General features: G+C 65.3%; 30 protein-coding genes. 17 read left to right on the top strand and 13 right to left on the bottom strand.

Annotation, left to right across the window (positions count from 1 at the left end):
* The first annotated feature begins 91 nt into the window (after window positions 1–91).
* Window positions 92–628, top strand: coding sequence for a translation initiation factor IF-3 (gene infC / locus IC608_RS12615; protein WP_191776927.1), 537 nt, complete (start codon window positions 92–94; stop codon window positions 626–628).
* A 126-nt stretch (window positions 629–754) separates the two neighbouring features.
* On the opposite strand, the gene IC608_RS12610 is transcribed toward infC, so the two are convergent.
* The 9 genes from IC608_RS12610 to irrA all read right to left on the bottom strand — a co-directional run bounded on the left by IC608_RS12610 (window position 755) and on the right by irrA (window position 5,932).
* The gene (locus IC608_RS12610) at window positions 755–1,234 is read right to left on the bottom strand and encodes an SRPBCC family protein (RefSeq protein WP_191775917.1); all 480 of its coding nucleotides are present in this window, start codon (window positions 1,232–1,234) and stop codon (window positions 755–757) included.
* Window positions 1,231–1,560, bottom strand: coding sequence for an ArsR/SmtB family transcription factor (locus tag IC608_RS12605; RefSeq protein WP_191775914.1), 330 nt, complete (start codon window positions 1,558–1,560; stop codon window positions 1,231–1,233). The genes IC608_RS12610 and IC608_RS12605 overlap by 4 nt, the downstream gene beginning before the upstream one ends.
* Before the next feature lie 158 nt (window positions 1,561–1,718).
* Window positions 1,719–1,934 (bottom strand): cold-shock protein, encoded by a 216-nt coding sequence (locus IC608_RS12600; RefSeq protein ID WP_191775911.1) that lies wholly within the window; start codon window positions 1,932–1,934, stop codon window positions 1,719–1,721.
* A 188-nt stretch (window positions 1,935–2,122) separates the two neighbouring features.
* The gene (locus IC608_RS12595) at window positions 2,123–2,311 is read right to left on the bottom strand and encodes a hypothetical protein (RefSeq protein ID WP_191775908.1); all 189 of its coding nucleotides are present in this window, start codon (window positions 2,309–2,311) and stop codon (window positions 2,123–2,125) included.
* 49 nt (window positions 2,312–2,360) lie between these two features.
* A complete protein-coding gene (locus IC608_RS12590) occupies window positions 2,361–3,260 on the bottom strand; it encodes a PfkB family carbohydrate kinase (protein WP_191775905.1) in 900 nt (299 codons plus the stop codon).
* Entirely contained in the window at window positions 3,257–3,796 is a 540-nt protein-coding gene (locus IC608_RS12585) for a DUF1697 domain-containing protein (protein ID WP_191775902.1), read from the bottom strand. Before IC608_RS12585 ends, IC608_RS12590 begins: the two co-directional genes overlap by 4 nt.
* Window positions 3,793–4,398: a YdeI/OmpD-associated family protein gene (locus tag IC608_RS12580; protein WP_191775898.1), complete on the bottom strand. Its 606-nt coding sequence runs from the start codon at window positions 4,396–4,398 to the stop codon at window positions 3,793–3,795. The genes IC608_RS12585 and IC608_RS12580 overlap by 4 nt, the downstream gene beginning before the upstream one ends.
* A gap of 3 nt (window positions 4,399–4,401) precedes the next feature.
* Window positions 4,402–5,241 (bottom strand): arylamine N-acetyltransferase family protein, encoded by an 840-nt coding sequence (locus tag IC608_RS12575; protein WP_191775895.1) that lies wholly within the window; start codon window positions 5,239–5,241, stop codon window positions 4,402–4,404.
* Window positions 5,242–5,485: 244 nt separating this feature from the next.
* Complete coding sequence (irrA, locus tag IC608_RS12570; protein ID WP_191775892.1) at window positions 5,486–5,932, bottom strand: iron response transcriptional regulator IrrA; 447 nt, start codon at window positions 5,930–5,932, stop codon at window positions 5,486–5,488.
* A 175-nt stretch (window positions 5,933–6,107) separates the two neighbouring features.
* Here irrA and fabA point away from each other — a divergent pair, with 175 nt between their 5' ends.
* The 3 genes from fabA to IC608_RS12555 all read left to right on the top strand — a co-directional run bounded on the left by fabA (window position 6,108) and on the right by IC608_RS12555 (window position 8,196).
* Window positions 6,108–6,614, top strand: a complete 507-nt coding sequence (fabA, locus tag IC608_RS12565) for a 3-hydroxyacyl-[acyl-carrier-protein] dehydratase FabA (protein ID WP_191775889.1) — start codon at window positions 6,108–6,110, stop codon at window positions 6,612–6,614.
* A gap of 112 nt (window positions 6,615–6,726) precedes the next feature.
* Entirely contained in the window at window positions 6,727–7,953 is a 1,227-nt protein-coding gene (gene fabB, locus IC608_RS12560) for a beta-ketoacyl-ACP synthase I (RefSeq protein WP_191775886.1), read from the top strand.
* A gap of 87 nt (window positions 7,954–8,040) precedes the next feature.
* Window positions 8,041–8,196, top strand: coding sequence for a hypothetical protein (locus IC608_RS12555; RefSeq protein ID WP_210316348.1), 156 nt, complete (start codon window positions 8,041–8,043; stop codon window positions 8,194–8,196).
* A 5-nt stretch (window positions 8,197–8,201) separates the two neighbouring features.
* On the opposite strand, the gene mutM is transcribed toward IC608_RS12555, so the two are convergent.
* On the bottom strand, window positions 8,202–9,089 hold the full coding sequence (gene mutM, locus IC608_RS12550) for a bifunctional DNA-formamidopyrimidine glycosylase/DNA-(apurinic or apyrimidinic site) lyase (RefSeq protein WP_191775881.1): 888 nt from the start codon (window positions 9,087–9,089) through the stop codon (window positions 8,202–8,204).
* 119 nt (window positions 9,090–9,208) lie between these two features.
* On the opposite strand from mutM, the gene ubiE reads away from it, so the two are divergent.
* The 8 genes from ubiE to dnaA all read left to right on the top strand — a co-directional run bounded on the left by ubiE (window position 9,209) and on the right by dnaA (window position 16,847).
* Window positions 9,209–9,973, top strand: coding sequence for a bifunctional demethylmenaquinone methyltransferase/2-methoxy-6-polyprenyl-1,4-benzoquinol methylase UbiE (gene ubiE, locus IC608_RS12545; RefSeq protein ID WP_191775878.1), 765 nt, complete (start codon window positions 9,209–9,211; stop codon window positions 9,971–9,973).
* A gap of 3 nt (window positions 9,974–9,976) precedes the next feature.
* Window positions 9,977–11,518 (top strand): 2-polyprenylphenol 6-hydroxylase, encoded by a 1,542-nt coding sequence (ubiB, locus tag IC608_RS12540; protein ID WP_191775875.1) that lies wholly within the window; start codon window positions 9,977–9,979, stop codon window positions 11,516–11,518.
* Window positions 11,519–11,580: 62 nt separating this feature from the next.
* A complete protein-coding gene (locus tag IC608_RS12535) occupies window positions 11,581–12,180 on the top strand; it encodes a hypothetical protein (protein ID WP_191775872.1) in 600 nt (199 codons plus the stop codon).
* Entirely contained in the window at window positions 12,177–12,632 is a 456-nt protein-coding gene (dut, locus tag IC608_RS12530) for a dUTP diphosphatase (protein WP_191775869.1), read from the top strand. The genes IC608_RS12535 and dut overlap by 4 nt, the downstream gene beginning before the upstream one ends.
* Window positions 12,583–13,341 (top strand): DUF2259 domain-containing protein, encoded by a 759-nt coding sequence (locus IC608_RS12525; RefSeq protein ID WP_191775867.1) that lies wholly within the window; start codon window positions 12,583–12,585, stop codon window positions 13,339–13,341. The genes dut and IC608_RS12525 overlap by 50 nt, the downstream gene beginning before the upstream one ends.
* The gene (moeB, locus tag IC608_RS12520) at window positions 13,331–14,083 is read left to right on the top strand and encodes a molybdopterin-synthase adenylyltransferase MoeB (RefSeq protein ID WP_191775864.1); all 753 of its coding nucleotides are present in this window, start codon (window positions 13,331–13,333) and stop codon (window positions 14,081–14,083) included. Before IC608_RS12525 ends, moeB begins: the two co-directional genes overlap by 11 nt.
* A gap of 147 nt (window positions 14,084–14,230) precedes the next feature.
* Window positions 14,231–14,497, top strand: a complete 267-nt coding sequence (gene rpsT, locus IC608_RS12515; RefSeq protein ID WP_191775861.1) for a 30S ribosomal protein S20 — start codon at window positions 14,231–14,233, stop codon at window positions 14,495–14,497.
* Window positions 14,498–15,404: 907 nt separating this feature from the next.
* Window positions 15,405–16,847, top strand: a complete 1,443-nt coding sequence (dnaA, locus tag IC608_RS12510) for a chromosomal replication initiator protein DnaA (protein ID WP_191775859.1) — start codon at window positions 15,405–15,407, stop codon at window positions 16,845–16,847.
* 77 nt (window positions 16,848–16,924) lie between these two features.
* Here dnaA and IC608_RS12505 read toward each other — a convergent pair whose 3' ends face one another.
* Window positions 16,925–17,902: an aldo/keto reductase gene (locus IC608_RS12505; protein ID WP_191775857.1), complete on the bottom strand. Its 978-nt coding sequence runs from the start codon at window positions 17,900–17,902 to the stop codon at window positions 16,925–16,927.
* Window positions 17,899–18,765 carry an SDR family NAD(P)-dependent oxidoreductase gene (locus IC608_RS12500; protein WP_191775853.1) on the bottom strand — a complete coding sequence of 289 codons (867 nt, stop codon included), beginning with the start codon at window positions 18,763–18,765 and terminating at the stop codon, window positions 17,899–17,901. The genes IC608_RS12505 and IC608_RS12500 overlap by 4 nt, the downstream gene beginning before the upstream one ends.
* Window positions 18,766–18,967: 202 nt before the next feature.
* Between IC608_RS12500 and dnaN the strand changes: the two genes are divergently transcribed.
* The 5 genes from dnaN to IC608_RS12475 all read left to right on the top strand — a co-directional run bounded on the left by dnaN (window position 18,968) and on the right by IC608_RS12475 (window position 24,586).
* Window positions 18,968–20,092, top strand: coding sequence for a DNA polymerase III subunit beta (dnaN, locus tag IC608_RS12495; protein WP_191775850.1), 1,125 nt, complete (start codon window positions 18,968–18,970; stop codon window positions 20,090–20,092).
* Window positions 20,093–20,310: 218 nt separating this feature from the next.
* Window positions 20,311–21,423, top strand: coding sequence for a DNA replication/repair protein RecF (recF, locus tag IC608_RS12490; protein ID WP_191775847.1), 1,113 nt, complete (start codon window positions 20,311–20,313; stop codon window positions 21,421–21,423).
* Window positions 21,424–21,604: 181 nt separating this feature from the next.
* Entirely contained in the window at window positions 21,605–24,055 is a 2,451-nt protein-coding gene (gyrB, locus tag IC608_RS12485; RefSeq protein WP_191775844.1) for a DNA topoisomerase (ATP-hydrolyzing) subunit B, read from the top strand.
* Window positions 24,056–24,116: 61 nt separating this feature from the next.
* Window positions 24,117–24,326 carry a type II toxin-antitoxin system HicA family toxin gene (locus IC608_RS12480; protein WP_345890896.1) on the top strand — a complete coding sequence of 70 codons (210 nt, stop codon included), beginning with the start codon at window positions 24,117–24,119 and terminating at the stop codon, window positions 24,324–24,326.
* The gene (locus tag IC608_RS12475; RefSeq protein WP_191775841.1) at window positions 24,299–24,586 is read left to right on the top strand and encodes a type II toxin-antitoxin system HicB family antitoxin; all 288 of its coding nucleotides are present in this window, start codon (window positions 24,299–24,301) and stop codon (window positions 24,584–24,586) included. Before IC608_RS12480 ends, IC608_RS12475 begins: the two co-directional genes overlap by 28 nt.
* Window positions 24,587–24,651: 65 nt before the next feature.
* Here IC608_RS12475 and IC608_RS12470 read toward each other — a convergent pair whose 3' ends face one another.
* Window positions 24,652–24,831 (bottom strand): DUF3606 domain-containing protein, encoded by a 180-nt coding sequence (locus IC608_RS12470; protein WP_191775838.1) that lies wholly within the window; start codon window positions 24,829–24,831, stop codon window positions 24,652–24,654.
* Window positions 24,832–24,889: the final 58 nt, after the last annotated feature.

The raw sequence follows: 24,889 nt of genomic DNA, 5'->3' as shown, positions 1-24,889 counted from the left end.
TTCGCTGCGGCTGCCAGTTGACTTTGCCCCCCGCTACCACGATTTTAAGCGCCATTCACCCCCAGGCACCACAGCACAAGGAACGCTTGCCATTCGCCGTCCGATGAGACCCGTTGCGCCCCAGAAAGATGGGCCGCTTGCCAATGAGGATATCACCAGTCCCGACGTTCAGTTGATCGATGCCAGCGGCGAAAACCGCGGCGTGATCCGGACGCGTGACGCCTTGGCCGAGGCGCAGGAAGCCGGGCTCGACCTGGTCCTGATCGCTGCCAACTCGCAGCCGCCCGTCGCCAAGATGCTCGATCTCGGGCGCTACAAATATGCGGCGCAGAAGAAGGCGTCCGAAGCGCGCAAGAAGCAGAAGGTGATCGAGGTCAAGGAAGTCCAGATGCGTCCGAACATCGATACGCACGACTACGAGACCAAGATGAAGGCGGTACATCGGTTCCTCGGCGACGGCGACCGCGTCAAGGTGACCATGCGCTTCCGTGGCCGCGAAATGGCGCACCAGGACATCGGCATGCAGCTTCTGCTCAAGGTGCGCGAGGAGACTGACAGCGTCGCCAAGGTCGAGTCGCAGCCCCGCGCCGAAGGGCGACAGATGGTGATGGTGCTGGCGCCGAAGTGAGGCGCTGACCGTTGCAAGTCGGAAGGAGCGGGCCATCGAGCCCGCTTTTTTTGTGCGCCTCGCTCCGCAGGCTTGGGCTCAGCGGTCAGCCGGCTCGGCGGGAACAGGTTCTGGCCAAGCCTTGTCTCAGTGTATCGCCCTGGCATCCACCTCGTCGGCGATAACGGCTCCGAGCCGTTGCGTCACGAGCTTCCAGCCCTCTCCCATATTGCGATAGGCCAGCCCATTTTGGGGGAGGACGAAGCCGGAATGGACCAGGCGCACGCGCGTTCCGTTGTCGACCGGAGCCAAGGTGATGGAGACGATCGTGTCCAGTCTGGAGCCGTAGCCGTCATTGTCTTCGTGGCCGCCCGACCAGGAGTAGGAGAGGCGCGCATTTTCCTCCACTTTGAGAACTTCGCAGACGATGGTCCCATCCCACCGTCCCGCTGGCTTGGTCTGGAAGGTGAAGCGCGTCCCCACCACCGGCGCGAAGCCCGAAGGCGGCATCATCCACCGCCCGATCAGGGCGCTGGTGGTGAGCACCTTCCACAGCAGGGAAGGGGCATGGGGGAAGACGTCCTCGACCACGATGGCCTGTGGGTCTGAAGGGAACGGGTCGGTCATGGATCGATCTCCTTGAGGAGTTTGCCAAGGTCGCCGAACCGCTCACGCCAGAAGCGGCCATAAAGGCTCATCCAGTCGGCCAGCGGCTCTAGGCCCTGCGGGTTGACGCGGTAGTATACCTTCCGACCCTCCGGGCGTTCGAGGACGAGCCCCGCCTGCTTGAGGGTCTTGAGATGCTGGGAGATGGCGCCCTGCGTGACAGTGCTGGTGCGCGTAAGCTCGACCACGCTTACTTCGGGACTGCCCGCAATGCGCTCGAACAGCGCCCGCCGTGTGGGGTCGGCAAGGGCGCGCATGAGCGCGGTGATCGGTTGGGTTTCCATCATGACAAACTCAATAGCAGACACTAATACATTAGGCAATGCTATTGGATAGCTGCGGCCGGGCTAGGCGCCCTCCTGTGCGGCGGGCAGCAAAAAACCCGCCGCGCGGGGCGCAGCGGGTCTGATTAAATCGGCGGAGACCAGGCTCCGGCCGGAAGAGCTTACTTCTGCAGCTCGAGGTTGATGGCGGACTCGCGACCGTCGCGGCCCTGCTCAACGTCGTAGCTCACCTTGTCGTTCTCGTAGAGACCGTCAATGCCCGAGCGCTGGACGGCGGAGATGTGGACGAAGTGATCCTTGCCGCCGTTGTCGGGGGTGATGAAGCCAAAACCCTTGGTGGTGTTGAAGAATTTAACGGTGCCGTTATAAGCTGCCATTTTATTTTGTCCTTAAAGCTCGAAGCCGAAGCAGAACGAGCGTTACCCTCCGCACCATGCAAGAGGGCCTACAAACGTTCGCAAGGTAGATCAGTGAGCCAAGGACCGGTCGAAACCGGGTAGGCAGCCGACTTAGGCTGAAAACGTATGCTGCCTATATGGCATAATAGGCATGATCTTGCAAGGGCCTAGTGGTCGTTTGTGGCTGCATGGGCCGCAATCAGTCCGCGCAGCTGCTTGGCGAGCGTACCGCCGGAAAGAGTGGCAATGTCGTAGCCCTCGGTCTTGAGGGCGGACTTGATTTCGGTCATGGAGCGGCACTTGCCGCTCCGGGCCAGTTCGAAGGCACGTTCGAGGGGGGTGACGTTCGGTTTCATGCCCGCACCCTATACCCACTCGCCACAGAAATCACCCCGTCCAATCTGCCTAGGCGCCGGCAAGGACCCTGTCCACGTCCGCGGCCAGGGGAATGGCCGGCTGGGCGCCCGGCTTGAGACAGGCGAGGCTTCCCGCAACCGCGGCACGCCGCAGGGCGACTTCGAGGCCCGCCCCCGCTTCCAGCGTCGCCGCCAGATAGCCGCAGAAGGTGTCGCCAGCCCCGACCGTATCGACGGGTGTCACCTTGTGCGCCGGAGCCGAGACCCGGCCCTCCGGTCCCACGGCCCGCACGCCATCGGACCCGAGGGTAACGACGATGGTGCGCCCGGTGCGCCTCGCCCACTCGTCCATGGCCGCGTCGAGCTCGCCGATGGGACGGCCGGACAGGAGCGAGAATTCGGTTTCGTTGGCCACCACGATATCGGCCAGAGGCGCCAGTTCCGCAGTGTCGGATAGGTAGGGCGCGGTGTTGAGCACGCTGCGCGCGCCTTTTTCGCGCGCCAGTTCCAGGGCGCGCCGAGTGGCCGCCTGCGGGATCTCCTGTTGCACGAGGAGGATGTCGCTCGGCCCGAGGGTGGCAAGGCTTTCTTCCGCGTATTCCGACTTCATGGTGCCATTGGCCCCGGGCAGGATGGCGATGACGTTTTCCCCTTCGGCGTCCACGAAGATCATGGCGATGCCGGTGGCCGTGCCGGCCTTGTGCATGGCCGAAAGATCGACGCCGCCCTTGTCGAGGAGATCGAGCGCGAGCCCGGCAAAGGCATCGTTGCCGACGGCCGACACGTGCCGCACGACGGCGCCGGCGCGCCGGGCGGCGAGGGCCTGGTTGGCCCCCTTGCCGCCGGGAGCCATGGAGAAGGTGCCGCCGGCCACCGTTTCACCGGGCTTGGGCAGCCGGGTGACAGTGCCGACCTGATCGAGATTGGTGGAGCCGAAGACGACGATCACTTGAGCATTTTCTCCACGGTATTCCAGTTGCGCATGGTGTCCAGATGCCCCTTGCCCGCCTTCTGGTAAAGCGGCTTGAGCACCTCCTCCATGCCTTCCGTATAGCGCCCGTTGGGCTTGCGATAGGCGGCGAGGTAAATCTCGCGCGGATCGACGCGCAGGATCTCGATGTCACCCGGGCGGTCGGGGAGCGCGAGACCCTCGGGAAGGTCCGGGCCGGAGAACAGCACGTGCCGCGTCAGGTCCGCCTTGCGATCGAGCTGGCCGAACGGGTGATTATCGATGATGGCCTCCATCTCCTCGCCCGAGCGCAGCACCACTTCGACGCTGAAGCCGAACCGGTCGGAAATGGCTGCGTCGAGGGTCTTCTTGATGCTGGGGGCTGTGCCGGAGCCGGAAAAGCAGACATTGCCGCTGGCGGCGATGGTTTTGACATCGGCCAAGCCTTGCGTTTCGAGGCATTCGCGCAGCTCGGCCATCTTCATCTGCCGGTTGCCAAGGTTGATCCCGCGCAGGAAGGCGAACCAGGTGCTCATGAGGCCTTCTCCCTGCGGGTCTGCGGGTAGATCGTCTCCCCGCGCTCCAGCATGGCGACGAAACTCTCGATCTTGCGCTGCCGGGCGGCTTGAGTCTTGAGAGCGATGACGCGGAAAGTCAGGGCGAAGCGGTTCTGCGCGCTGAGGGTGTCGTAGGTGGCCTGGGCCGCGGGGGAGGCCGCAATGGCCGTAAGCAAGTCGGCCGGCGGGTCCATCGTGGTGCGATAGGCTTGGTCCCAGCGGCCGTCGGCCTTCGCTGCGTCGACGTGCCGGAGGCCGTGCTCGGTCATGAGGCCGGCCTGGACCAGGCGGTCGACATTGTCGCGATTGACCTGGCTCCAGGCCGAGCGCGGCTTGCGCGGGCAATAGCGCTGCACGAACGAGACGTCGTCCCAGCTCTTCTTGATGGCATCGATCCAGCCCCAGCACAGCACCGCGTCGATGGCCTCCACAGGGCTGATCGTGGGGCGGCCGGAGGCCTTCTTGAAGATGCGGATCCAGACCTCGGGCTCGCTGGCGTGATGGACGGCCAGCCAGTCGTAGAAGGCGGCAAAATCCACGAATTCGCGGACCCTGTCGCTGGGAACGGTGACCGGCGCCATGATCTATTCGGTGTCCGTGTCGGGCGCGGGCGGCACGATGCGGGCCAGGGCTTCCTCGAGTTCAGGCGAGGGCGGAAGGATGAGGCCGAATTCGTCGATCAGGAGGCCCTTCAAGGCGCCCAGTCCCTCGATGCGGCGCTTGTCCGCTTCGCCATCCACCGGCTGGATGGTGAAAACCGCATCGTGCAGCTTGAGCCGCCGCCCCGTGGGCGAGAGGGCCACGCGGATTTCGCGCGCCATGCCACCTTCGCGGTCCGCCAGGATGCGCTGGTGGGCCGCTTCGATCTGGTCCATGCCGATCTCGTCGAGAGTGAAGGCATAGACGGCCCGCCAGTCCTCGCCGAGCTTGACCTCGAGCAGCCACTCCGGGTCGCCGCCGGACAGCCGGAATGTCTCGTGCGGGGTGGACTGTTCGACATCGGCGCGAAGCCGCAGCGGCGTGGTGAGCGTGAGGCCACCAAAGCCGACATCGGCCAGATAGTTCTGCTTGTTGATCTCGACGAGGACCAGCAGGTGGTCCGCTGTGGTGGCATTCGCCGGATCGCGGTTCCACAAGGAGCGGGCGAGGAGCGGCCGGGCGACATAGTCCAGTTCACCCAATTCCCGCAGGAACAGCAGGTTGTGCTCGAAGCAGTAGCCGCCGCGCTTGTCGGTGAGCAGCTTGCGCTCGAGGCTCTTCTGGTCGAGCCCGACCGGCAAGCCGGCCAGCACGTCGAGATTTTCAAAAGGAATGACGGCCGGGTGCAGGGCGTGCAGCATTTCCAGGGTCGTCAGGGTGGGAGCAATCGAGCCGGCAAAGCCGATTCGCTCGAAATAGGCGTTCAGGTTGATCTTTTCAGCCATCAACCACCTTTGCCGCTGTTGAACCGGGGGCACACTAGGGCAAGCCGACCCGTTTTGTCACGATGCCGGGAGCACGGTGGAGGGACGAGGCTCTGGGTCGGGACTGGCAGAGGCGGTGCGCTAGAGGCGCAAACCCGCAGGGCAAGGTGGCGCGCAGCCTGCCCAGCATCAGTCTGATGCCGGCGGTTCTGCTGGCGCTGGCCCTGATCGGGGCCGACCTCGCCGTCGGAATGTTCAGCTGAACCTAGCGCGGCGCCCTGCGCACGCGGATGACGACGTCGACATGGCTCACTTCCATGCCCTCGGGCGCGCGCGGTAGGGAGCGGAACTCCACGGCATCGGCCGGGATGTCGATCATGCGCTGCTCGTCCTCGACGAAGAAGTGGTGATGATCGGATGTGTCGGTGTCGAAATAGGAGCGCGCGGCGTCGATGGCCACTTCGCGCAACAGCCCCGCTTCGTGGAACTGGTGCAGCGTGTTGTAGATGGTGGCCAGCGACACGTTCACATTGGCCATGGATGCCTCGCCATGCAGCTGTTCCGCGCTGACATGGCGGTGCGGGCCGCCGAACAGGAGCTCGGCCAGCGCCACGCGCTGCCGGGTCGGGCGGAGGCCGGCCATGCGCAGGACGGCAGTCAGGCACGGCGTGCGGGAAGGGTGGGCCCGGGTGGCTATGGTACGGTCGATCATTAGGCCGAAAATGCTCGTCTCGAGGTCCTGAAATCCAGAGTTTGTTATAGGGTGAGGGGACTTGCCTGACAAGCCGCGGCCCTGTCGCGCACCGCCGTTGCGTCTTTCGGCTGGCTTGACCCTCCCGGTGCGCGCCTATACGAGACGAAGCTTGAGGTGAAGTGGGGACGACCGGATGGCCGAGCGGCAACACGCGTTTGACTATGAGGAATTGCTCGCGCATGGCCGCGGCGAATTGCCCGGGCAGGGCGACGCCCGCCTCCCGGCGCCGCCGATGCTGATGTTCGATCGCATCACCGACATCCAGGAAGAGGGCGGCACCCACGGCAAGGGGTTCGTGCGCGCCGAACTCGATGTCAATCCGGACCTGTGGTTCTTCCAGTGCCACTTCATCGGCGATCCGGTGATGCCCGGGTGCCTTGGGCTCGACGCCGTCTGGCAGATGACCGGCTTTTTCCTGTCCTGGATCGGCCAACCCGGCAGGGGGCGGGCGCTGGGCGGCGAGATCAAGTTCCAGGGCCAGGTGACCAATGACGTCAAGCTGGTCGAATACGGCATCGATCTCAAGCGCGTGATGCGCTCCCGCCTGACGCTGGGCATCGCCGATGGCTGGGTCAAGGCTGACGGAAAAGTTATCTACGAGGCCAAGGATTTGCGGGTTGGACTGTTCACGGACGTTTGAGTCCCGTGCGGAACGGTCTGCCCCGGCAACCTTTCCGATCGGTTACGCGTCCCTATATGAGTGCGATGCGAGCGCCCCGGCGCCCGCACCCAAAGACTAAAGCGAGGACCAGATGAGACGAGTTGTCGTCACCGGCATGGGTATCATTTCCTCGATCGGCAACTCGCTCGACGAGGTGACCGAGAGCCTGCGCCAGGCCCGGCCAGGGATCATCTTTGCCCAAGACTACGCGGAACTGGGCTTTCGCAGCCAGGTCAAGGGCGACCCGCTGCTCGATCCGTTCGAGGCGCTGGACCGGCGCGTCACCCGGTTCATGGGCAAGGGCGCGGCCTGGAACTACCTCGCCATGCAGCAGGCCATCGCCGATGCCGGACTGGAAGAAAGCGACATCTCCAACCCGATGACGGGCATCGTCATGGGATCGGGGGGCGCCTCGACCCGCACCATCGTCGAAGCGGCCGATATCACGCGCAAGAACAATTCGCCCAAGCGCATTGGCCCCTTGGCCGTGCCCAAGGCCATGGGCTCGACGGCGTCGGCGACGCTGGCGACGCCGTTCGGCATCAAGGGCATCAACTATACGATCACCGCGGCCTGCGCGACCTCCAAGCACTGCATCGGCAATGCCATGGAGCAGATCATGCTGGGCAAGCAGGACATCGTCTTTGCCGGCGGCCACGAGGATCTCGACTGGACGCTGAGCGACCTCTTTGACGCCATGGGCGCCATGAGCTCGGACTTCAACGACACGCCGCAAAAGGCGTCGCGCTGCTACGATGCGGCCCGGGACGGCTTCGTCATTTCCGGCGGCGCGGGCGTGCTGGTGCTCGAAGAACTCGAGCACGCCAAGGCGCGCGGCGCGAAGATCTGGGCCGAACTGGTCGGCTATGGCGCGACCTCGGACGGGCTCGACATGGTGGCCCCCTCGGGCGAGGGCGCCGAGCGCTGCATGCGCATGGCGCTCAAGACCATCAAGGCGCCGATCGACTACATCAATCCCCATGCCACATCGACCCCTGTGGGCGATCTCAGGGAAATCGAAGCGCTGCGCGCCGTTTTCGGCAATGAGGACAAGTGCCCGCCGATTTCGGCGACCAAGTCGCTGACCGGCCACTCGCAGGGCGCCACGGGCGTGCACGAATCGATCTACTCGATCCTGATGATGCATCACCGCTTCATTGCGGAAAGCGCCAATATCGAGACGTTGGACCCGGCCTTCGAAGACATGCCGATTCTCCGCCAGCGCCGGGACGACGTCGATCTGGGCTATGTCCTCAGCAACTCGTTCGGCTTCGGCGGCACCAACGCCGCGCTGGTGTTCAAGCACCCCGACGCCTGATCGCAGCCGCCCCGCCTACGTAAAGCGCCGAACTGTCGCCGCTTTGGTCCAGACCCTATCGTTCTCCCAGCATCTGGGGGGAACGCTATGGGTCGGCTCATGCAACGGCGCGGCAGTGCCAGTTCCGCGGACAATGGCCCGCTGGGGCAGCGGGGATACGTGATCCTGGGAATGGCGCTCGGGGCCTGGGCGGCCGTGGCCTTCCTTGGGTTCGGCATCTGGACCGCCCTGAGCCTCGGCTGATCGCGCTAGGGTCTTTTCTGGCAGACGGGACAGTAAAAGGTCGACCGGCCTGACTGCACGATGCGGGCAATGATGCCCGTGCAGAGCGGGGTGGGGCAAGCTTGGCCCTCCCGGTCGTAAACGGCGAAGCGGTGCTGGAAATAGCCCGACCCGCCCTCGGCATTGCGAAAATCGCGCAACGTCGATCCGCCCACTTCAATGGCCTCGATCAGCACTTCGCGCACCGCAATGGCCAGCTCGTCCAGCGCCTGCTTGGGCTTGCCCCGTGCCGTGACCAGTTTTCCGGCGAGGATCGTGGGCAGGATATGGGCGCGGTGCAGCGCCTCGGCGACGTAGATATTGCCCAGCCCCGCCACGACGCGCTGGTCGAGCAGGGCCGACTTGATCGGCGTCTTCTTGCCGGCAAACTTCTCCGCCATCTCGGCCGCGCTGAAATCGTTGCCCAGCGGTTCCGGTCCCAATCCCCGGAGAAAGGGGCTGTCTTCGGGCCGCTCGAAAAGGTCGATGAAGCCGAAGCGCCGCGGGTCGGCGTAGATGAGGTGGCTCTTGCCGTGCCGGGGGTGGGCGATCTCCCACACCATATGGTCGTGCTTGGGTTCGGTGCCCGGCTCGTAGTAGCGCGGCGGCTTATCGATGCCGTGCTCGGCAAAGCGCCAGGAGCCGGTCATCCCCAGATGGCTGAGCAGCGTCTTGCCGCCCGAGAGCGAGAGCAGAAGATACTTTGCCCGCCGCCCCACATGGGTCACGGTCTGGCCCTCGAGGGCGTCCTTGAGCCCCTCGGGGAAGGGAAAGCGCAGGTCCGCCCGGTTGAGCGTCACCTTGTCGATGCGGGCTCCGGCCAGCCAGGGCTCCAGCCCCCGCCGCACGGTTTCGACCTCGGGCAATTCGGGCATGAAACGACAACTCCTTCACCCTGCGCGGCTTTGTGGCATGGGCATTTGCGCCGGCCTTATATAAGGTGCGGCGCGATCCCGACGGATCGACACCCGTTCACCTTTGTGTTGAGCCTGCCATGACCGAGACCCGCGAGACCACCCATTTCGGCGAACAGACCGTGGCGCTGGAAGATAAGCAGGGGCTGGTCAACCAGGTGTTCCACGACGTGGCGGACCGCTATGACCTGATGAACGACCTGATGAGTGGGGGCGTCCACCGGCTCTGGAAAGACGCCATGGTGGCCGATCTCGCCCCGCCGCGTTCCGGATCCCGGCCCTATCGCGTGCTCGACATGGCGGGCGGCACGGGCGACATCGCCGAGCGCATCGTCAACACCTCGCACGGCTACGCCGAAGTCGTGGTGTCGGACATCAATGCCGACATGCTGCGCGTCGGCGCGGAGCGGGCCAAGCGCTGGCGCTATCCGGCGCAGGTCAGTTTCGTCGAAGCCAATGCAGAGGAATTGCCCTTCGAGGACGCCAGCTTCGACGCCTATACGATCGCCTTCGGTATCCGCAACGTGCCGCGCATCCAGAAGGCGCTCGACGAGGCGCATCGGGTCTTGAAGCGCGGCGGGCGGATTCTCGTGCTCGAGTTCAGCCAGGTCGACGTGCCGGGGTTCGATGCGGTCTACAAGGCCTTTTCCGATCGCTTGATCCCGCCCATGGGTCGGGTCGTGACCGGTGATGCCCAGCCCTATCAGTACCTCGTGGAATCGATCCGCAAGTTCCCCGACCCGCACCGGTTTTCCGGCATGCTCGGCACCGCCGGGTTCAAGCGCGTCAAGCACACGGCCTTTACCGGCAACATCGCCACCCTGTTCTCGGGCTGGAAGCTCTAGCCCATGTCGGTTGTGTCCTATTTCCGGCTCGTTCGGGCCGGCTGGGTGCTGGCGCGCGAGGGCGCCTTCGCCGTGCTCCCGATCGAGTCGCTGCCGCCTTCGATGCGGGCCGGGATCGCGCTGGCACGGCTCGTCGAACGGCCGAGCGTGCGGCGGACCGGCCGGGTGGACCGCCTGAACGCGGCGCTCAACAAGCTGGGGCCGACCTATGTGAAGTTCGGCCAGACCCTGGCGACACGTCCCGATATCGTGGGCCCCGAGGCGGCCGAGGATCTCTCGGGCCTGCAGGATCGCATGCCGCCCTTCGACCCGGCCCTGGTGCCGGGCATGCTTGACGAGGCCCTTGGGACGAAGGCCGCCCAGCTGGTCGACATCAGCCCGCCCATTGCGGCCGCCTCGATTGCCCAGGTGCATCGCGCCAGGCTCCGCCTGCCGGGACAGCCGCCCAGGACGGTGGCAGTCAAGCTGCTGCGCCCCGGGGTGAAGGCGCGGTTTCGCTCCGATGTGGACAGTTTCTATGCCGGCGCGCGCTTGGCGGAGACCTTCGTACGCAGCTTCCGGCGGCTGCGGCCGACTGATATCGTGCGCACGCTCGATCACTCCTCGCGGCTTGAGCTCGACCTTCGCCTCGAGGCCGCGGCCATTTCCGAAATGGCGGAGAACATCAGGAACGACACGGGTTTCGTCATCCCGCAGGTGCATTGGGACCAGGTGGCCGAGACCGTGCTCACCACCAGCTGGGTCGATGGCATCCCCATCCGCGATCATGCCGCTCTCGATGCCGCTGGCATCGATCGCAAGGCGCTGGCTGCAAAGGTGCTGCAGTCCTTCCTGCGCCATGCCATCCGCGACGGCTTTTTCCATGCCGACATGCATCCGGGCAATCTCTTTGCCGACCGCGTCACCGGCGACGTCATCGCTGTCGATTTCGGGATCATGGGACGCATCAACAAGCGCGAGCGGCGCTTTCTGGCCGATATCCTCTATGGCTTCATCACGCGCGACTATGCGCTGGTGGCCCAGCGCCATTTCGACATCGGCTATGTGCCGCCCGACCAGTCGGTGGATGACTTCATGCTGGCCATCCGCTCCATCGGTGAGCCGCTGCACGGCCGGACGGCGGCGGATATATCCATGGCCCGCGTGCTGGGACAGCTGTTCACGATCACCGACCTCTTCCAGATGCAGACCCGGCCCGAGCTGGTGCTGCTGCAAAAATCCATGGTGCTCGTTGAAGGGGTGGCGCGCAGCCTCGACCCCGAGCTCGACATCTGGACGGTTGCCGAGCCGGTGGTCGGGGACTGGTTGCGCCGCGAAGAGGGGCCGGTGGGGCGCTTTGAGGATTTGAGCGGGCACCTGAAGCGGTTCAGCGATGCCGCAGGGCGCGTGCCGACGCTGCTGGTGCAGGCCGAACTGCTGATGGCCGAGCATCGCGCGCTGATGCGGCGGCCGCAGGACGCCACGCTGCGCCATGCCATCCTCGCCGTGCTGGTGGTCGCGATCGTGGTGCTCGTGATCGGCGGCATCAAGCTTGTTTCGCTTTAGTGCGGCGCTTGTTCCCTCTCGGGTCAGCCCCTAGACTGCCCCGCGTTCTATCTGGAGACCCGATGCGCCTCCTATCCCTGGGCAAGATCGTCGCGACGCTTGCGCTGGCCGCTGCGCTCTCGGCCTGCCTCGACGCAACCGTCGACGTGGCGCTGACGAGCCCGGGCGCGGCGCGCGTCAGCATCGTCGAGACCATGGGGGCGGACTTCTATGCCATGCTCGACACCGAGGCGGGGAAGGACGAGGGGGACGGGGCCGAGTACTGCCTCCATGGCCGGCTGCGCTTGGACGGCGACGGCAGCGCGATCTGCACGCAGGTGGAGGAGGGCGCATTCGAGACCCTGGCGGCCACCCGGCGCGACCCCGGCCTGGCGTTCACCCCGGCGGGGCCGAACCGCGTGCGGATCAGCCTTCCGCTGGCCCTGCTGCGCGAGGAGATCGGCGCTGGCGAGGCCACCGACAGCGAGGGGCGGGAGACCATCGCTGCGCTCTTTGCCGGCCGTACCCTGACCATCCGCTTTTCGGGCAAGAGCATCGTCGCGACCAATATGGACCCGGCCGACGACGGCAAGAGCGCCCAGCGGGTCCTGCCCTTCCTCGACCTCATCAATGGGACCGGCGACCTGCCCAAGACGCTCTATGCCGTGGTGGAAGCGCCATGAGCGTTCCGGTGGCTCTCCGCTGGCTGCCCCATGGCGTGGGCCTGCCCGTGCCGGCGGTCGCGACCAGCTATGCCGCCGGGGTCGACCTTCGCGCCGCGCTCGCTGCCGGGGCTCCTCTCGCGTTGGCGCCCGGCGCGCGTGCCGTTGTGCCGTGCGGCTTTGCCATCGCCCTGCCGGTGGGCTACGAAGCGCAGGTGCGGCCAAGGTCCGGCCTTGCGGCCCGCCATGGCGTCACGGTGCTCAATGCGCCCGGGACCATCGACGCCGATTATCGGGGCGAGGTGATGGTGATCCTGGTCAATCTGGGGCAGGACATTTTTCGGATCGAGCGGGGCGACCGGATCGCCCAGATGGTGGTGGCGCCGGTGGTGCAGCCGGTGTTCGAGATAGAGGACGAACTGGATGAAACCGGACGCGGAGCGGGCGGCTTCGGATCGACGGGGCAGCGCTAGAGCCGCCCTTGCCGCAGCGGGCCTCTGGATCGCCCTGGTGGCGGGTGCCAGCGCTGGGGACCGGGCGCTGATCGACTTCATCGGCTATTCCGATGACGCGCGCTATTTCGCCTTCGAGGAATTCGGCATTCAGGACGGGTCCGGCTTTGCCTATTCGAGCGTCTATGTGGTGGACCTTGCGACCGATAGCTGGGTGCTGGGCAGTCCGGTCAAGGTTCAGGCCGAGGACGAGGCTGAGCCCCTTTGGCAGGTCCGGGCAGAGGCGATCGAGCAGGCGAGAGGCTTCATCGATGATTTCGGCCTCCACACCCCTGTCGAGATCGCGGCCCTTACCGGCGATGGCGTTGCCGCCGGCGACGGCAAGAGCCTCGAGTTCGGCACGCCGCCCATTGTCGGTCGTGCCGTGTCGGACAGCTACGGCCTGCGGCTTTCCACCTTCGAAACCACTGCGGCGACGGCCTGTGTGGAGTATTTCGGCGCCGCACCGCTGGGGTTCGAGCTGACGCTGTCGCAGGGGACCGATCGGCTCGTGCACCGGGATGCCAGCCTGCCGCGCTCGCGCGGGTGCCCGAGCGACTACCGTATCTATGCCGTCCTCATGCCGTTTGGCGCGGCGACGCTGAGCAATGCGGTGGCCATAATCTCGGTGTATCCCGGCGGCTTCGAAGGGCCCGACCGGCGCTTCCTGGCGGTGCCGCTTGGCTTCTGACCCCTTGCTCTCGCCCGAGGAGACGCGGCGCTACGCCCGGCACCTGGTGCTCAAGGGCTTTGGCGGGGCCGGCCAGCAGCGCCTCAAGGCGGGACGCGTGCTGGTGGTGGGGGCCGGTGGGCTGGGCAGTCCGGCCATCGCCGCCCTGGCCGCTGCGGGCGTGGGACACATGACCATCGCCGACCCCGACAGCGTCAGCCTTTCCAACCTGCAGCGCCAGACCCTGCATCGGCTCGCCGATATCGGGCGCAACAAGGCTCAAAGCGCGGCGCGCTTCGTGGCCGATCTCAATCCGCACGTGGAGACGATGGTGCTGGAGGCGGGGGTCACGGCGGAGGCCGCGACGGCGCTGGTGCGCAGCTTCGATGTCGTGCTGGACGGCTCGGACACGCTGCACACGCGGCGCATGGTGGCTGCCGCTGCCGAGGCGGCAAAGGTGCCGCTGGTCTCCGGTGCCGTGGGGCAGTTTTCCGGGCAAGTGAGCGTCTTTGCGCCCCATCTCGGCGGGCCGCGGCACGAGGCACTGTTTCCCGCCGAGGCCGGTGACGCCGATCTGCCCTCGTGCGAGGCCAATGGCATTCTTGGGCCGGTGACGGCGGTGATCGGCGGCCTGATGGCGGTCGAGGCCATCAAGGTCCTGAGCGGGATCGGCGTGCCGCTGATCGGTCGCGTGCTGCTTTACGATGCGCGCGAAGCCGCTTTTCACGAGATGATGCTGGAGGGGCAGGGCGCGGAGCCATAAGGCCCGAATCCTGTTGACGCTCACCCGCCTTTCCCCTATAGACCGGCCGACTTGGCGGCGCCTTGGATGCCGCCGCTTTCATTTTATCCCGGTCGCCGGTTGCGCCTAACGCGCCCCGTCGTCCGGCTGGACGCCAAGAGGACCGCAATGGCCAATACGCCCTCAGCCAAGAAGGCTACCCGCAAGATCGAAGCGCGCACCGCCGTGAACAAGGCGCGCCGCAGCCGCATGCGCACCTTCCTGCGCAAGGTCGAGGAAGCGATTGCCACGGGCGACCACGCCGTAGCCTTCGCAGCGCTCAAGGCCGCCGAACCCGAGATCAACCGCGCCGCCAATAAGGGCATCGTCCATGCCAACCTGGCCGCCCGCAAGGTCTCGCGCCTCAACAACCGCGTGAAGGCCCTCTCGGCCTGAGTGCAGACCCGCGGCGCCGATCCCGGCCGACGCGGACGGAACAGATAAAGGGCTCCGCGAGGAGCCCTTTTTGTTGGCCGCCCGCTGGGCAAGCTTTTTTCGCTGCGTGACGCTTCCGTGACAGTTTGGCAACGCCTCTCCGGGTGGCGACGCTGGCGAGAACGAAACACGATTATCGTGTGCCGGCAGGCACTTGCGGGGCGGTGTGCAAAGGTGCTGAAAGTCTTCGAGGTGCCGCACCAGCAGAAAAACCGGTTGAGGAAGAATAAATTTTTCGCTCTCCGGCAGCGCCTAAGTGTTGGAATCTGCATGGAGTCACAGAGCCTTGCCGGGGGACACTTTTGAGGGGTGGCCGGCCCTGAAAAACGGGCTCCAGAGTCAAGCCCCTATTTCAACGATTCACGTGTTGCGAGGCCAAAACCCACCCTCTAAAGTAATCTGGCCAGCGCGGAAAACGAGGCCGATAAGGTTCCCGAGCCAAGCTGGTTGCCCTCCGCTCAGGAGGGTTCTTGTTGGGGCAGCAACCGGCAGCAATGCCGGCTCGTATCGTGCCAGAAGTGAGTGAGTTGGCGGCATGGCTGCAGCGTGACCCTATGGGTCGGGTTGCATCGAGTAGACCTTCGGCCGGTTCAGGCCGGGATCAAGTTCAAGGTCGGTAGGCCGCGACGGCATCGCCGTCGAGAGGATAAATGCGCCCGGTTTTCGGGCGCAGGGGCGAAGCCATGTCCAATGGTCCGGAACGGACCGCGTGGCAATGAGATTTAATGGCTGGGGCAATTGCGGACCCTGGCGTGCTGAAAGAATGGGGCGACAAGCGATGATGCGACAGGCGACTGCGGGACGGGATGACTGGGCCGAGACCAATCAACCTCCCTCTTCTCTTCCCAGCAAGAACGGTGCCCCTGTCATGATCGATAGCTCCGAGAACCAGCGTGAACTGTGGACCCGGGTACGCGCCCGCCTCAAGGCAGCGGTGGGGGAAGACGTCTTCGCCTCCTGGTTTGCCCGGCTCGAGCTGGAAGAGTTGAGCGGCGATCTGGTGCATCTGTCGGCGCCGACCCGTTTTCTCTGCTCCTGGGTGCAATCCAATTACGCCGATCGCATCGTGGAAGCGTTCCGCAATGACGCTACCGAGGTCACTCGGCTGCAGGTGACGCTGCGGGTCAATGGCCAGGCCCGGCCACGCCTTGCCGCTCCCGCCGAAGCCGAAGCCCCGGCAGCCGCCGCCCCGGCCAGCACGGCGGCGCCCACCGCCGCGCCGACCCCGATGCGCGTGGTGCGCGACAGCGCCAAGAGCGGCGACGCCCTCTCGGGCAGTGCCATCGACCAGCGCATGACCTTCGATACGTTCGTGGCCGGCTCGGCCAACGAGATGGCTTTCGGCGTCGCCCGGCAGATCGCCAATGCCGCGATCAACAACGCGGTGACGTTCAATCCGGTCTACATTCATTCCACGGTCGGCCTGGGCAAATCCCACCTGCTCAATGCCATCGCCCATGCCGTCTCGGAAGCCGATCCGTCCAAGAACATCGTCTACCTGACGGCGGACCACTTCATGTACCATTTCATCACGGCCGTGCAGCGCCAGAGCGCGCTCGGCTTCAAGGAATGGCTGCGGCGGGTCGACCTGCTGCTGATCGACGACATGCAGTTCCTGCAGGGCAAGTCGGCCACCGAATTCGGCCACACGCTGGGGACGCTCCTGACGGGGGCCAAGCAGGTGGTTGTGGCCGCCGACTCGCCGCCGCGCGACCTCGAAATGCTTGATGAGCGCGTTCGCTCGCGCCTTTCGGGTGGCCTTGTGGTGCCGATCTCGACCTTCGACATGGACTTGCGCCGGGCCATCGTGCAGCGCCGTGCCGACCAGGCGACCGCCCGCTTCGGCATGCATTTCCCGCCCGCCGTTATCGACTATGTGTCGCGCGCCGTGATCAGCCATGGCCGTGACCTCGACGGTGCGGTCAACCGCCTCGTGGCCGCCAACCAGCTGACCGGCGAGCTGATTACCGTGCCGCTGGCGGAAAAGACGCTGGCCGACCTGATCCGCACCCGCGACGCCAAGCGCGTCCGCATCGAGGACATCCTCAAGATGGTGTCCCGTCACTACAAGGTGCCGCGCAACGAGCTGCTGTCCGCCCGCCGCTCGCGCGACGTGGTCCGCCCGCGCCAGATCGCGATGTATCTCGCCAAGGCGCTGACCCAGCGCTCGCTGCCCGAGATCGGCCGACGCTTCGGCGGCCGCGATCACACCACCGTGCTCCACTCGGTGCGCAAGGTCGAACAGATGATCAAGGACGATATCGAGCTGGGCCAGGAAATCGAACTCTTGAAGCGCATGCTGGAAGAGTAGGCCCGGCGGTCCTGTTCGCGGCTCTCCTGTCAAAAAAAGCCCCGTGTCATCCACGGGGCTTTTGTCTTGAGGGGGACTCAGCTGGCGTCTAGCTGGCGCGCGATTTCGGCCATCGTCTCGGCCGGAAGGGGACCGAACTCGAGCGCGCCCAGATTGTCCCGCACCTGCTTTTCGGTGCGGAAGCCGGGCACGGGCACGGCAATGGGGGAACTGGCCAGGATCCAGCCCAATGCTCCCTGGGGCATGGTGCGGCCGCCGGTTTGCAGCAGCTCCCGGATGGCACCCAGCCGTTCGAGATACTCCGCGTTCGGCTTGCCGTCCTTGAAGAAGCGCAGCCAGGCGTGATCCTGGGCGCGCACGTCGTCAGCGGCGAGTTTTGCATCGGGGGCAAACTTGCCGCTGAGCAGGCCCATCGCCAGCGGCAGCCGGCTGATCGAAATCAGCCCCCGCTCCTGGGCGAACGCCATGAGCTCGCGCGCCGGGGTAAAGACATTGTAGTCGTTCTCGAAGGCGACGAAATGCGGATAGCCGGCCGCAGCGCGGGCCTGCGGCATGAAGTCGGTGCTCCAGCCATAGGCGGCGATCCTGCCGCGTGCCACCAGCGCTTCGAGCGTGTCGAACACTTGCGGCACGAGGCCCACATCCATGTCGTTGACGTGCAGCAGCACGAGGTCGAGACAGTCCCGCTTGAGCCGCGAGCGGCTGCCCTCGATGATGCCTTCGATCCCCGCCGGGGTGAGATTGACCTCGCCCTTGAGGTTGGCCTCGAAATCCACCTCGACGCCGAACTTGGTGACGATGATGGCATCGTCATAGTGGGAAATCTCCTGGCCCACCAGCATTTCGGAGTGGCCTGCCCCATAGGCCGCGGCAGTATCGAAGACACGCGCGCCCATCTCGTAGCCGGCCTGCAGGGCGGCGCGTGAGGTGGCGTCGTCCGTCTGGCCATAGGAGGTGGAGGGGCCGCTATTGGCCGTGGTGCCGCCAATGGCCCAGCAGCCCATGCCGATGCGCGGAACCGTGCGGCCGTTCCAGAGGGTGATGTCAGTGCTCATGATGATGTGCTCCTGTTGGTTGTCGGCAGGTCGGCGTCCATGAACTGGGCGAAGGCTTCCTTGTAGTCCGGGTGCCAGCGCGACAGGGCCGGCCGGTTCTCGACGATGTCGAGCGCGTTCCACACGATGCGCTTGTGATCGACCCCATTGGGTGTCTCGTCATCGGGGCAGAGGATGAAGAAGCGATCGGCCGCGATCGCTTGGTCCATATAGTCCACGACCTGCTCGGGGAGCCAGGCGCCCTTCTGATGAACCCGGTCGCCCGTGGTCGTCCAGCCCGGGATCAGCAGGTGTGCGGTAACGCGGCACTTGTCCCGCTCGCGCAGGTCCCGGGCAAGGTTCTGGCTATAGGCGTTCACCGCTGCCTTGGACGTATTGTAGGCGGGGTTGCCGGGCGGGTTGGTCAGCCCCTGCTTGGAGCCGGTGTTGACGATGACGCCGGCGCGGTCCGACGCCAGCATGCCGGGCAGGAATGCCTGCACGCCATTGACCACGCCCATGACGTTGACCGCCATGACGCGCTGCCAATTGCTGTTGTCGTCGAGAATACCGCCTGGGCCGCCGGAGACGAAGGCGGCCGCGTTGTTCATCAGGAGCGTCGGGCTGCCCAGTTGCGCCTCGACGCGGGCCGCCAGGGCGGTCATCGCCCCCGGATCGCTGACGTCGACGCGCTCGGCCATGACTCTTTCGGGACCCAGTTGTTCCGCCAGTTCGGCCCGCAGCGCCTCGAGCTTGTCCGCATCGACGTCGACCAGAACGACGCTCATCTCCGATGCTGCGGCGCGCCGTGCCGCCGCCCGCCCGATGCCGCTGGCTCCGCCGGTGATGACGGCGACGCCGCCCTTGCTGAAACACCTTGCCATGCGATCCTCCTTTGTCGTGTCGAGGCAGGCCTAGACCGATTTGCCGCTCCCCGCAGCCCGGCTCGGCTCCCGCCAGGATTTCCCGTGGCAAACCGCCGCTCGCCCTTGCGTTTTCGTCAACGAATTGTAAATGTCCAAGCCCCGGCGTGCCGGGGGTTTTGTCGTCTCCCCGGAGACGTATCGAGTGCCGGAGTAGGTTGGAATGAAAGTCACGCTCGAACGCAATCATCTGCTCAAGTCGCTGAGCCATGTGCATCGCGTGGTCGAGCGCCGCAACACCTACCCGATCCTGGCCAACGTGCTGTTCAAGGCCAGCGACGATCATGTCGAGCTGCGCGCCACCGACCTCGACATCGAGGTGACCGAGAGCGTGCCGGCGATGGTCTCGACGCCGGGCTCCACCACCGTGCCGGCGCATACGCTCTACGAAATCGTGCGCAAGCTCGCCGATGGGGCCGAGGTGCGGCTCGAGACCGATGGCGGCGAGAACATGGTTCTCACCTCCGGGCGCTCGCGCTTCAACCTGGCCTGCCTCTCGCCCGACAGTTTTCCCGATCTCAAGTCCGGCGCCTTCGCGCATGAGTTCGACATTTCCGCCGCCGCGCTGCGCGAGTTGATCGAGCGCACCCAGTTCGCCATCTCCAACGAGGAGACGCGCTACTATCTCAACGGCATCTATTTCCATGCCGTGACCAGTTCCGCCGCCGGCCCCCTGTTCCGCGCCGTGGCGACCGACGGGCACCGCATGGCGCGCGCCGAGATCGCGGCGCCCGCTGGCGCCGAGGGCATGAGCGGCATCATCGTGCCGAAAAAGACGGTGGGTGAGGTGCAAAAGCTTCTCGATGGCGTCGATGGCGACATCCACGTCGAGGTCAGCGACACCAAGATCCGCTTCACCGTCGGTCCGGTCGTGCTGCTCTCCAAGCTGATCGAGGGGACGTTCCCCGATTATGACCGGGTGACGCCCAAGAACAACGACAAGCAGATGATCGTCGACAAGCAGGGCTTTGCCATCGCCGTCGATCGCGTCTCGACCATCGCGTCCGACCGCGGCGGCAAGGCAGTGAAACTCTCGGCCCATGACGGGCTACTCGATCTGTCCGTCACCAACCCTGATCATGGCACGGCCACCGAGGAAGTGGCGGTGGATTTCGACACCGACGGCTTCGAGATCGGCTTCAACGCCCGGTACCTGCTCGACATCATCGGACAGATCCGCTCGGAAAGTGCGGTGTTCCTGTTCAACGACGCCAATTCCCCGACGCTGGTGAAGGAACAAGGCACCGAGGCCAACGCACTTTACGTGCTGATGCCGATGCGGGTCTAGGCGGCGTCCCGAAGGAGAAATCGCTCCGGTGGAGCGATTTAAGCTGACTAGGCCCGGAGAGCTACGCTCGCAGGGCCAGGGGGAGCGCCCTCGTGGTTCGAGGGTCGCGTTGCTCCCACCTCACCATGAGGGCTTACCGGACACCGAGCTTGCGAGAGCCCTCATGGTGAGGTGCTTTGCTTCAGCAAAGCCTCGAACCACGAGGGCGGCCAACTAATATGATCCGCCACATCTCCCGCCTGCGCCTGACGGCCTTTCGGAACTACGCTTCGGCCGCGCTCGATCTCGATGAGCGCCACGTGGTGCTGACCGGCCCCAACGGCTCGGGCAAGACCAATCTGCTTGAGGCTATATCGGTGCTGTCGCCCGGGCGCGGATTGCGCGGCGCCAGCTTCGAGACGCTGCAGGCGCATGGCAGCGACCTGCCCTGGGCCGTGGCTGCTACGGTGGAGACAGACGCCGGACCTGCCGATATCGGCACGGGCGCGCTGTCCGATGGCGGGCGGCGCGTGCGGATCAACGGGGCCAATGCCCGCTCCATCGAAGCCATGAGCGATTATCTGCGCGTCCTGTGGCTGACCCCGGCCATGGATGGGTTGTTTTCCGGTCCCGCGGGCGAGCGGCGCCGGTTTCTCGACCGGCTGGTGACCACGCTCATTCCGGCGCATTCTTCGGCGGTCTCCGATTTCGACAAGGCGATGCGGCAGCGCAACCGCCTGCTCGAGGAGGATGGTGACCGCCACTGGCTCTCGGCGATCGAGGCGCAAATGGCCGAGCTGGGGGCCGCCATCCACCTCAACCGCACCGATAGCCTCGTGCATCTGCAGGCCCTGATCGAGGAGAGTCTCGAGGGTGGCAGTTTTCCCGCCGCGCGCCTGGCGCTGACGCCGCTGTTCGAGGCCGAGGCCGAACCGCATACGTCGGCCGCGCTCGAGGGGCTGTTGGCGCAACGCTGGCATGACGCGCGCGGCCTTGATCGCGCCGCCGGACGCACCACATCAGGACCACACCGTGTCGATCTCGACGTGGTGCATGCGCAAAAGCAGATGCCCGCGGCTTTGGGCTCGACAGGTGAGCAGAAGGCGCTGCTGATCGGGCTGATCCTGGCCCATGCCCGGCTGGTGCGGTTGCGCACCGGCATCGTGCCGTTCCTGCTGCTCGACGAGATCGCGGCCCACCTCGATCCGGACCGGCGGCGGGCCCTGTTCGAGGCGCTGGACGGGCTCGAGACGCAGTGTTTCCTGACCGGCACCGACCCGGTGCTGTTCGAGGCGCTGGAGGATCGGGCGCAGCGGATTTCGGTCCGCGATGGCCGGCTGGCACGGGAGTAAATCGCGTCCGGTTGCGGTGTCATCTGCGCGGAAGCGGGGGCCTCCCGCTTTGGCAGGAATGACATCGGGTTGGAGCAGGCGCCTTTGCCCAGCAAAAGCCACGAAAACCGGCAAATTTCTTGGGGTTTCCGCCCCGTTCCGCTAGAACTGATGCAACGTGAAAACGACTGATTCGGACCCCATGACCGACACCCCGCTGACCCCGAACGAATATGGCGCTGACAGCATCAAGGTGCTCAAGGGCCTTGATGCGGTGCGCAAGCGCCCGGGCATGTATATCGGCGATACCGATGACGGGTCAGGCCTGCATCACATGGTCTACGAAGCGGTCGACAACGCCATCGACGAGGCGCTGGCCGGCCACGCCGACCTCGTCACCGTGCGTCTCAACGCCGATGGCTCCTGTACCGTGATCGACAACGGTCGCGGCATCCCGACCGACATCCACAAGGAAGAGGGCGTCTCTGCGGCCGAGGTCATCATGACCCAGCTCCATGCCGGCGGCAAATTCGACCAGAACTCCTACAAGGTGTCGGGTGGCCTGCACGGCGTGGGCATTTCCGTGGTCAACGCGCTCTCGGTGTGGCTCAAGCTACGCATAAGGCGCGACGGCAAGGTGCACGAGATCGGCTTCACCCACGGCGTGGCCGATGCTCCGCTCACAGTGGTGGGCGACTATGTGCCGGATCTGCAGCCGGGCACCTATGAGGGTCGCTCGGGCACCGAGATCACCTTCCTGCCCAGCTCTGAAACCTTCACCATGGTGGAGTTCGACTTCAAGACGCTCGAGCACCGCCTGCGCGAGTTGGCGTTCCTCAATTCGGGCGTGCGCATCATCCTCTCCGACCGTCGCCATCCCGAGCCGGTGGATGTGGAGCTGTTCTACGAGGGTGGTCTTGAAGCGTTCGTGCGCTATCTCGACAAGTCCAAGCAGCCGGTCATCGACACGCCGATCACCATGATCAGCGAAAAGGACGGCATCACGGTCGAGGTGGCGCTGCAGTGGAACGACAGCTACCACGAAAACGTCCTCTGCTTCACCAACAACATTCCGCAGCGCGATGGCGGCACGCACCTGGCCGGGTTGCGCGGCGCCCTGACGCGCCAGGTGACCGGCTACGCGCAAAGCTCAGGCATCGCCAAGAAGGAAAAGGTCGAACTCTCGGGTGACGATACGCGCGAAGGGCTGACCTGCGTTCTTTCGGTCAAGGTTCCCGATCCGAAGTTCTCTTCCCAGACCAAGGACAAGCTGGTTTCCTCCGAGGTTCGCCCGGTGGTCGAGAACATCGTCAATGAAAAGCTCGGCCAGTGGTTCGAGGAGCACCCCAACGAGGCGCGCACCATCGTTGCCAAGGTGGCGGAAGCGGCGGCCGCACGCGAAGCGGCCCGCAAGGCGCGCGAACTGACGCGGCGCAAGGGGGCGCTCGAAATTTCCTCGCTGCCCGGCAAGCTCGCCGACTGCCAGGAACGCGACCCGACCAAGAGCGAAATCTTCATCGTCGAGGGTGACTCGGCCGGTGGCTCCGCCAAGCAGGGCCGTGACCGCTCCAACCAGGCCGTGCTGCCGCTGCGCGGCAAGATTCTCAATGTCGAGCGGGCGCGCTTTGACCGCATGATCTCGTCCGAACAGGTCGGTACGCTGATCACCGCGCTGGGCACCGGCATCGGGCGCGAGGAGTTCAATCCGGACAAGCTGCGCTACCACAAGATCATCATCATGACGGACGCCGACGTCGACGGCGCCCATATCCGGACGCTGCTGCTGACGTTCTTCTATCGCCAGACGCCGGAACTGATCGAGCGCGGACACATCTATATCGCCCAGCCGCCGCTCTACAAGGCGACGCGCGGTCGCTCCGAACTCTACCTCAAGGATGAGCGGGCGCTCGAGGATTACCTGCTCGAGGGCGGGCTGGACGAGGCCGTGTTCACGACGCGCGACGGCGTCACGCACGCCGGACAGGACCTCATGGGCATCCTGCAGCAATCGCGCGATATCGTGAACGCAATCAACAACCTCAACACGCGCTACAATCGCAACCTCGTAGAGCAGGCAGCCATCGTCGGCGGGCTCGATCCCGAGGCCATGGCCGATCCGGAGCGGAACCAGGCAACGCTGGAGCGGGTGGCGGGACGTCTCGACCGCATTTCCGATGAACTGGAGCGCGGCTGGACCGGCGCCATCACCGATGAAGATGCGCTGGCCTTCTCGCGCACCGTGCGCGGCGTGACGGAAACCCACCAGATCGACCGCGCCCTGCTCGCCAGCGCCGATGCGCGCAAGCTGCGCTCGCTGGCCGGACGGCTGGACGAACTGTTCGGGGGCGTGCCGACACTGACGCGCAAGGGCGAGACGACCAAGATCTTTGGACCGGCATCGCTCTTCAAGGCCGTCACCGACGCTGGCCGCAAGGGCGTCTCGCTGCAGCGCTACAAGGGGCTGGGCGAAATGAACGCCGAGCAGCTTTGGGAAACCACGCTCGACCCCAACGCCCGCACCCTGCTGCGCGTCGAGATCGACGAAACCAGCGAAGCGGACGAAATATTCAGTGCACTGATGGGCGATCTGGTGGAGCCGCGCCGCGACTTCATCCAGGACAACGCGCTCAACGTGAGCAATCTGGACGTCTAGGGGTTTGACCCATCAACGCCGCGAAAAAGGGGGGCGACCACGAGTGGCGCGGAGTTGAGGCATGCTAGACAGTCGCCAAATCATCCGCCGCCTGACGGAGACGGGCTTCGCTCTTGTTTCGGTGCGCGGTTCACACCATAAATATCGTCACGCGGACGGTCGGATCGTTATTCGGCCACACCCGCGCAAGGATTCTTGTCGGCACAGTCCGTTCTATTTATCGGCAGGCGGGATGAAGCAGCGATGCGTGACGTCCACTATATTGCCCTGATCCATAAGGATCCCGAACCCGGCTACGGTGTGTCCTTCCCTGATGTCCCCGGCGTCATTGCGGTGGCCGATACGATGGACGAGGCCATTGCGGAAGCCGCTGCGGTGCTAGCCATCGCCTTCGAGGACTGGCCGGACGAGCAGCCAGTGCCGCGTACGCTGGAAGCGCTGCGTCAGGATGCCCGATTCCAGAACGACGCGGAGGGCGCAGTCGTGGCTGTTATCCGCCCCTCGCCCAAATATTACCAGGCCGCCGAATAACGACGGTGCCCTGAGTCACCGCTGTGTCCTTCCAGCAGTGCCGGGAGAGCCGGGCAGCAAAAGCGTCAGCTCTTGAGCTGTTGCTCGACGGCTTTGCGGGAATTACCGGCCTGCTTGACGGCCTCTTTTACGGCGTCTTTGCTCTTGCCCGTCTTTTCCGCCTCGTAGCGCACTTCGTGCTCCTGCCCGCCAGCCACCTTGGCGCGATCCTGGGCGCGGCCGCGGGCTGTATGTTCGCTTGCCATGATGCAACTCCTCGTGCTGATGATACAAACGAACGCATCGCGGACTCCGAAGTTTCAT

This window comes from Devosia oryzisoli (genome assembly GCF_014837245.1).
In the GTDB taxonomy this organism is placed as follows: domain Bacteria; phylum Pseudomonadota; class Alphaproteobacteria; order Rhizobiales; family Devosiaceae; genus Devosia; species Devosia oryzisoli.
The sequence above is the reverse complement of the archived record's forward strand: the minus strand, read 5'-3'. Positions and strand labels throughout refer to the sequence as shown.

Coding starts and splice junctions, on each gene's coding strand:
- ubiB (WP_191775875.1), top strand. CDS start 9,977: ATGTCGGTTGTGTCCTATTTCCGGCTCGTTCGGGCCGGCTGGGTGCTG.
- IC608_RS12575 (WP_191775895.1), bottom strand. CDS start 5,241: ATGGCTGAAAAGATCAACCTGAACGCCTATTTCGAGCGAATCGGCTTT.
- IC608_RS12535 (WP_191775872.1), top strand. CDS start 11,581: ATGCGCCTCCTATCCCTGGGCAAGATCGTCGCGACGCTTGCGCTGGCC.
- recF (WP_191775847.1), top strand. CDS start 20,311: ATGATCCGCCACATCTCCCGCCTGCGCCTGACGGCCTTTCGGAACTAC.
- IC608_RS12525 (WP_191775867.1), top strand. CDS start 12,583: ATGAAACCGGACGCGGAGCGGGCGGCTTCGGATCGACGGGGCAGCGCT.
- gyrB (WP_191775844.1), top strand. CDS start 21,605: ATGACCGACACCCCGCTGACCCCGAACGAATATGGCGCTGACAGCATC.
- fabB (WP_191775886.1), top strand. CDS start 6,727: ATGAGACGAGTTGTCGTCACCGGCATGGGTATCATTTCCTCGATCGGC.
- rpsT (WP_191775861.1), top strand. CDS start 14,231: ATGGCCAATACGCCCTCAGCCAAGAAGGCTACCCGCAAGATCGAAGCG.
- IC608_RS12505 (WP_191775857.1), bottom strand. CDS start 17,902: ATGAGCACTGACATCACCCTCTGGAACGGCCGCACGGTTCCGCGCATC.
- dnaN (WP_191775850.1), top strand. CDS start 18,968: ATGAAAGTCACGCTCGAACGCAATCATCTGCTCAAGTCGCTGAGCCAT.
- IC608_RS12605 (WP_191775914.1), bottom strand. CDS start 1,560: ATGATGGAAACCCAACCGATCACCGCGCTCATGCGCGCCCTTGCCGAC.
- IC608_RS12480 (WP_345890896.1), top strand. CDS start 24,117: ATGCTAGACAGTCGCCAAATCATCCGCCGCCTGACGGAGACGGGCTTC.
- ubiE (WP_191775878.1), top strand. CDS start 9,209: ATGACCGAGACCCGCGAGACCACCCATTTCGGCGAACAGACCGTGGCG.
- IC608_RS12595 (WP_191775908.1), bottom strand. CDS start 2,311: ATGAAACCGAACGTCACCCCCCTCGAACGTGCCTTCGAACTGGCCCGG.
- IC608_RS12555 (WP_210316348.1), top strand. CDS start 8,041: ATGGGTCGGCTCATGCAACGGCGCGGCAGTGCCAGTTCCGCGGACAAT.
- mutM (WP_191775881.1), bottom strand. CDS start 9,089: ATGCCCGAATTGCCCGAGGTCGAAACCGTGCGGCGGGGGCTGGAGCCC.
- IC608_RS12470 (WP_191775838.1), bottom strand. CDS start 24,831: ATGGCAAGCGAACATACAGCCCGCGGCCGCGCCCAGGATCGCGCCAAG.
- IC608_RS12475 (WP_191775841.1), top strand. CDS start 24,299: ATGCGTGACGTCCACTATATTGCCCTGATCCATAAGGATCCCGAACCC.
- IC608_RS12500 (WP_191775853.1), bottom strand. CDS start 18,765: ATGGCAAGGTGTTTCAGCAAGGGCGGCGTCGCCGTCATCACCGGCGGA.
- IC608_RS12600 (WP_191775911.1), bottom strand. CDS start 1,934: ATGGCAGCTTATAACGGCACCGTTAAATTCTTCAACACCACCAAGGGT.
- dut (WP_191775869.1), top strand. CDS start 12,177: ATGAGCGTTCCGGTGGCTCTCCGCTGGCTGCCCCATGGCGTGGGCCTG.
- IC608_RS12580 (WP_191775898.1), bottom strand. CDS start 4,398: ATGGCGCCGGTCACCGTTCCCAGCGACAGGGTCCGCGAATTCGTGGAT.
- IC608_RS12585 (WP_191775902.1), bottom strand. CDS start 3,796: ATGAGCACCTGGTTCGCCTTCCTGCGCGGGATCAACCTTGGCAACCGG.
- irrA (WP_191775892.1), bottom strand. CDS start 5,932: ATGATCGACCGTACCATAGCCACCCGGGCCCACCCTTCCCGCACGCCG.
- fabA (WP_191775889.1), top strand. CDS start 6,108: ATGGCCGAGCGGCAACACGCGTTTGACTATGAGGAATTGCTCGCGCAT.
- IC608_RS12610 (WP_191775917.1), bottom strand. CDS start 1,234: ATGACCGACCCGTTCCCTTCAGACCCACAGGCCATCGTGGTCGAGGAC.
- dnaA (WP_191775859.1), top strand. CDS start 15,405: ATGATCGATAGCTCCGAGAACCAGCGTGAACTGTGGACCCGGGTACGC.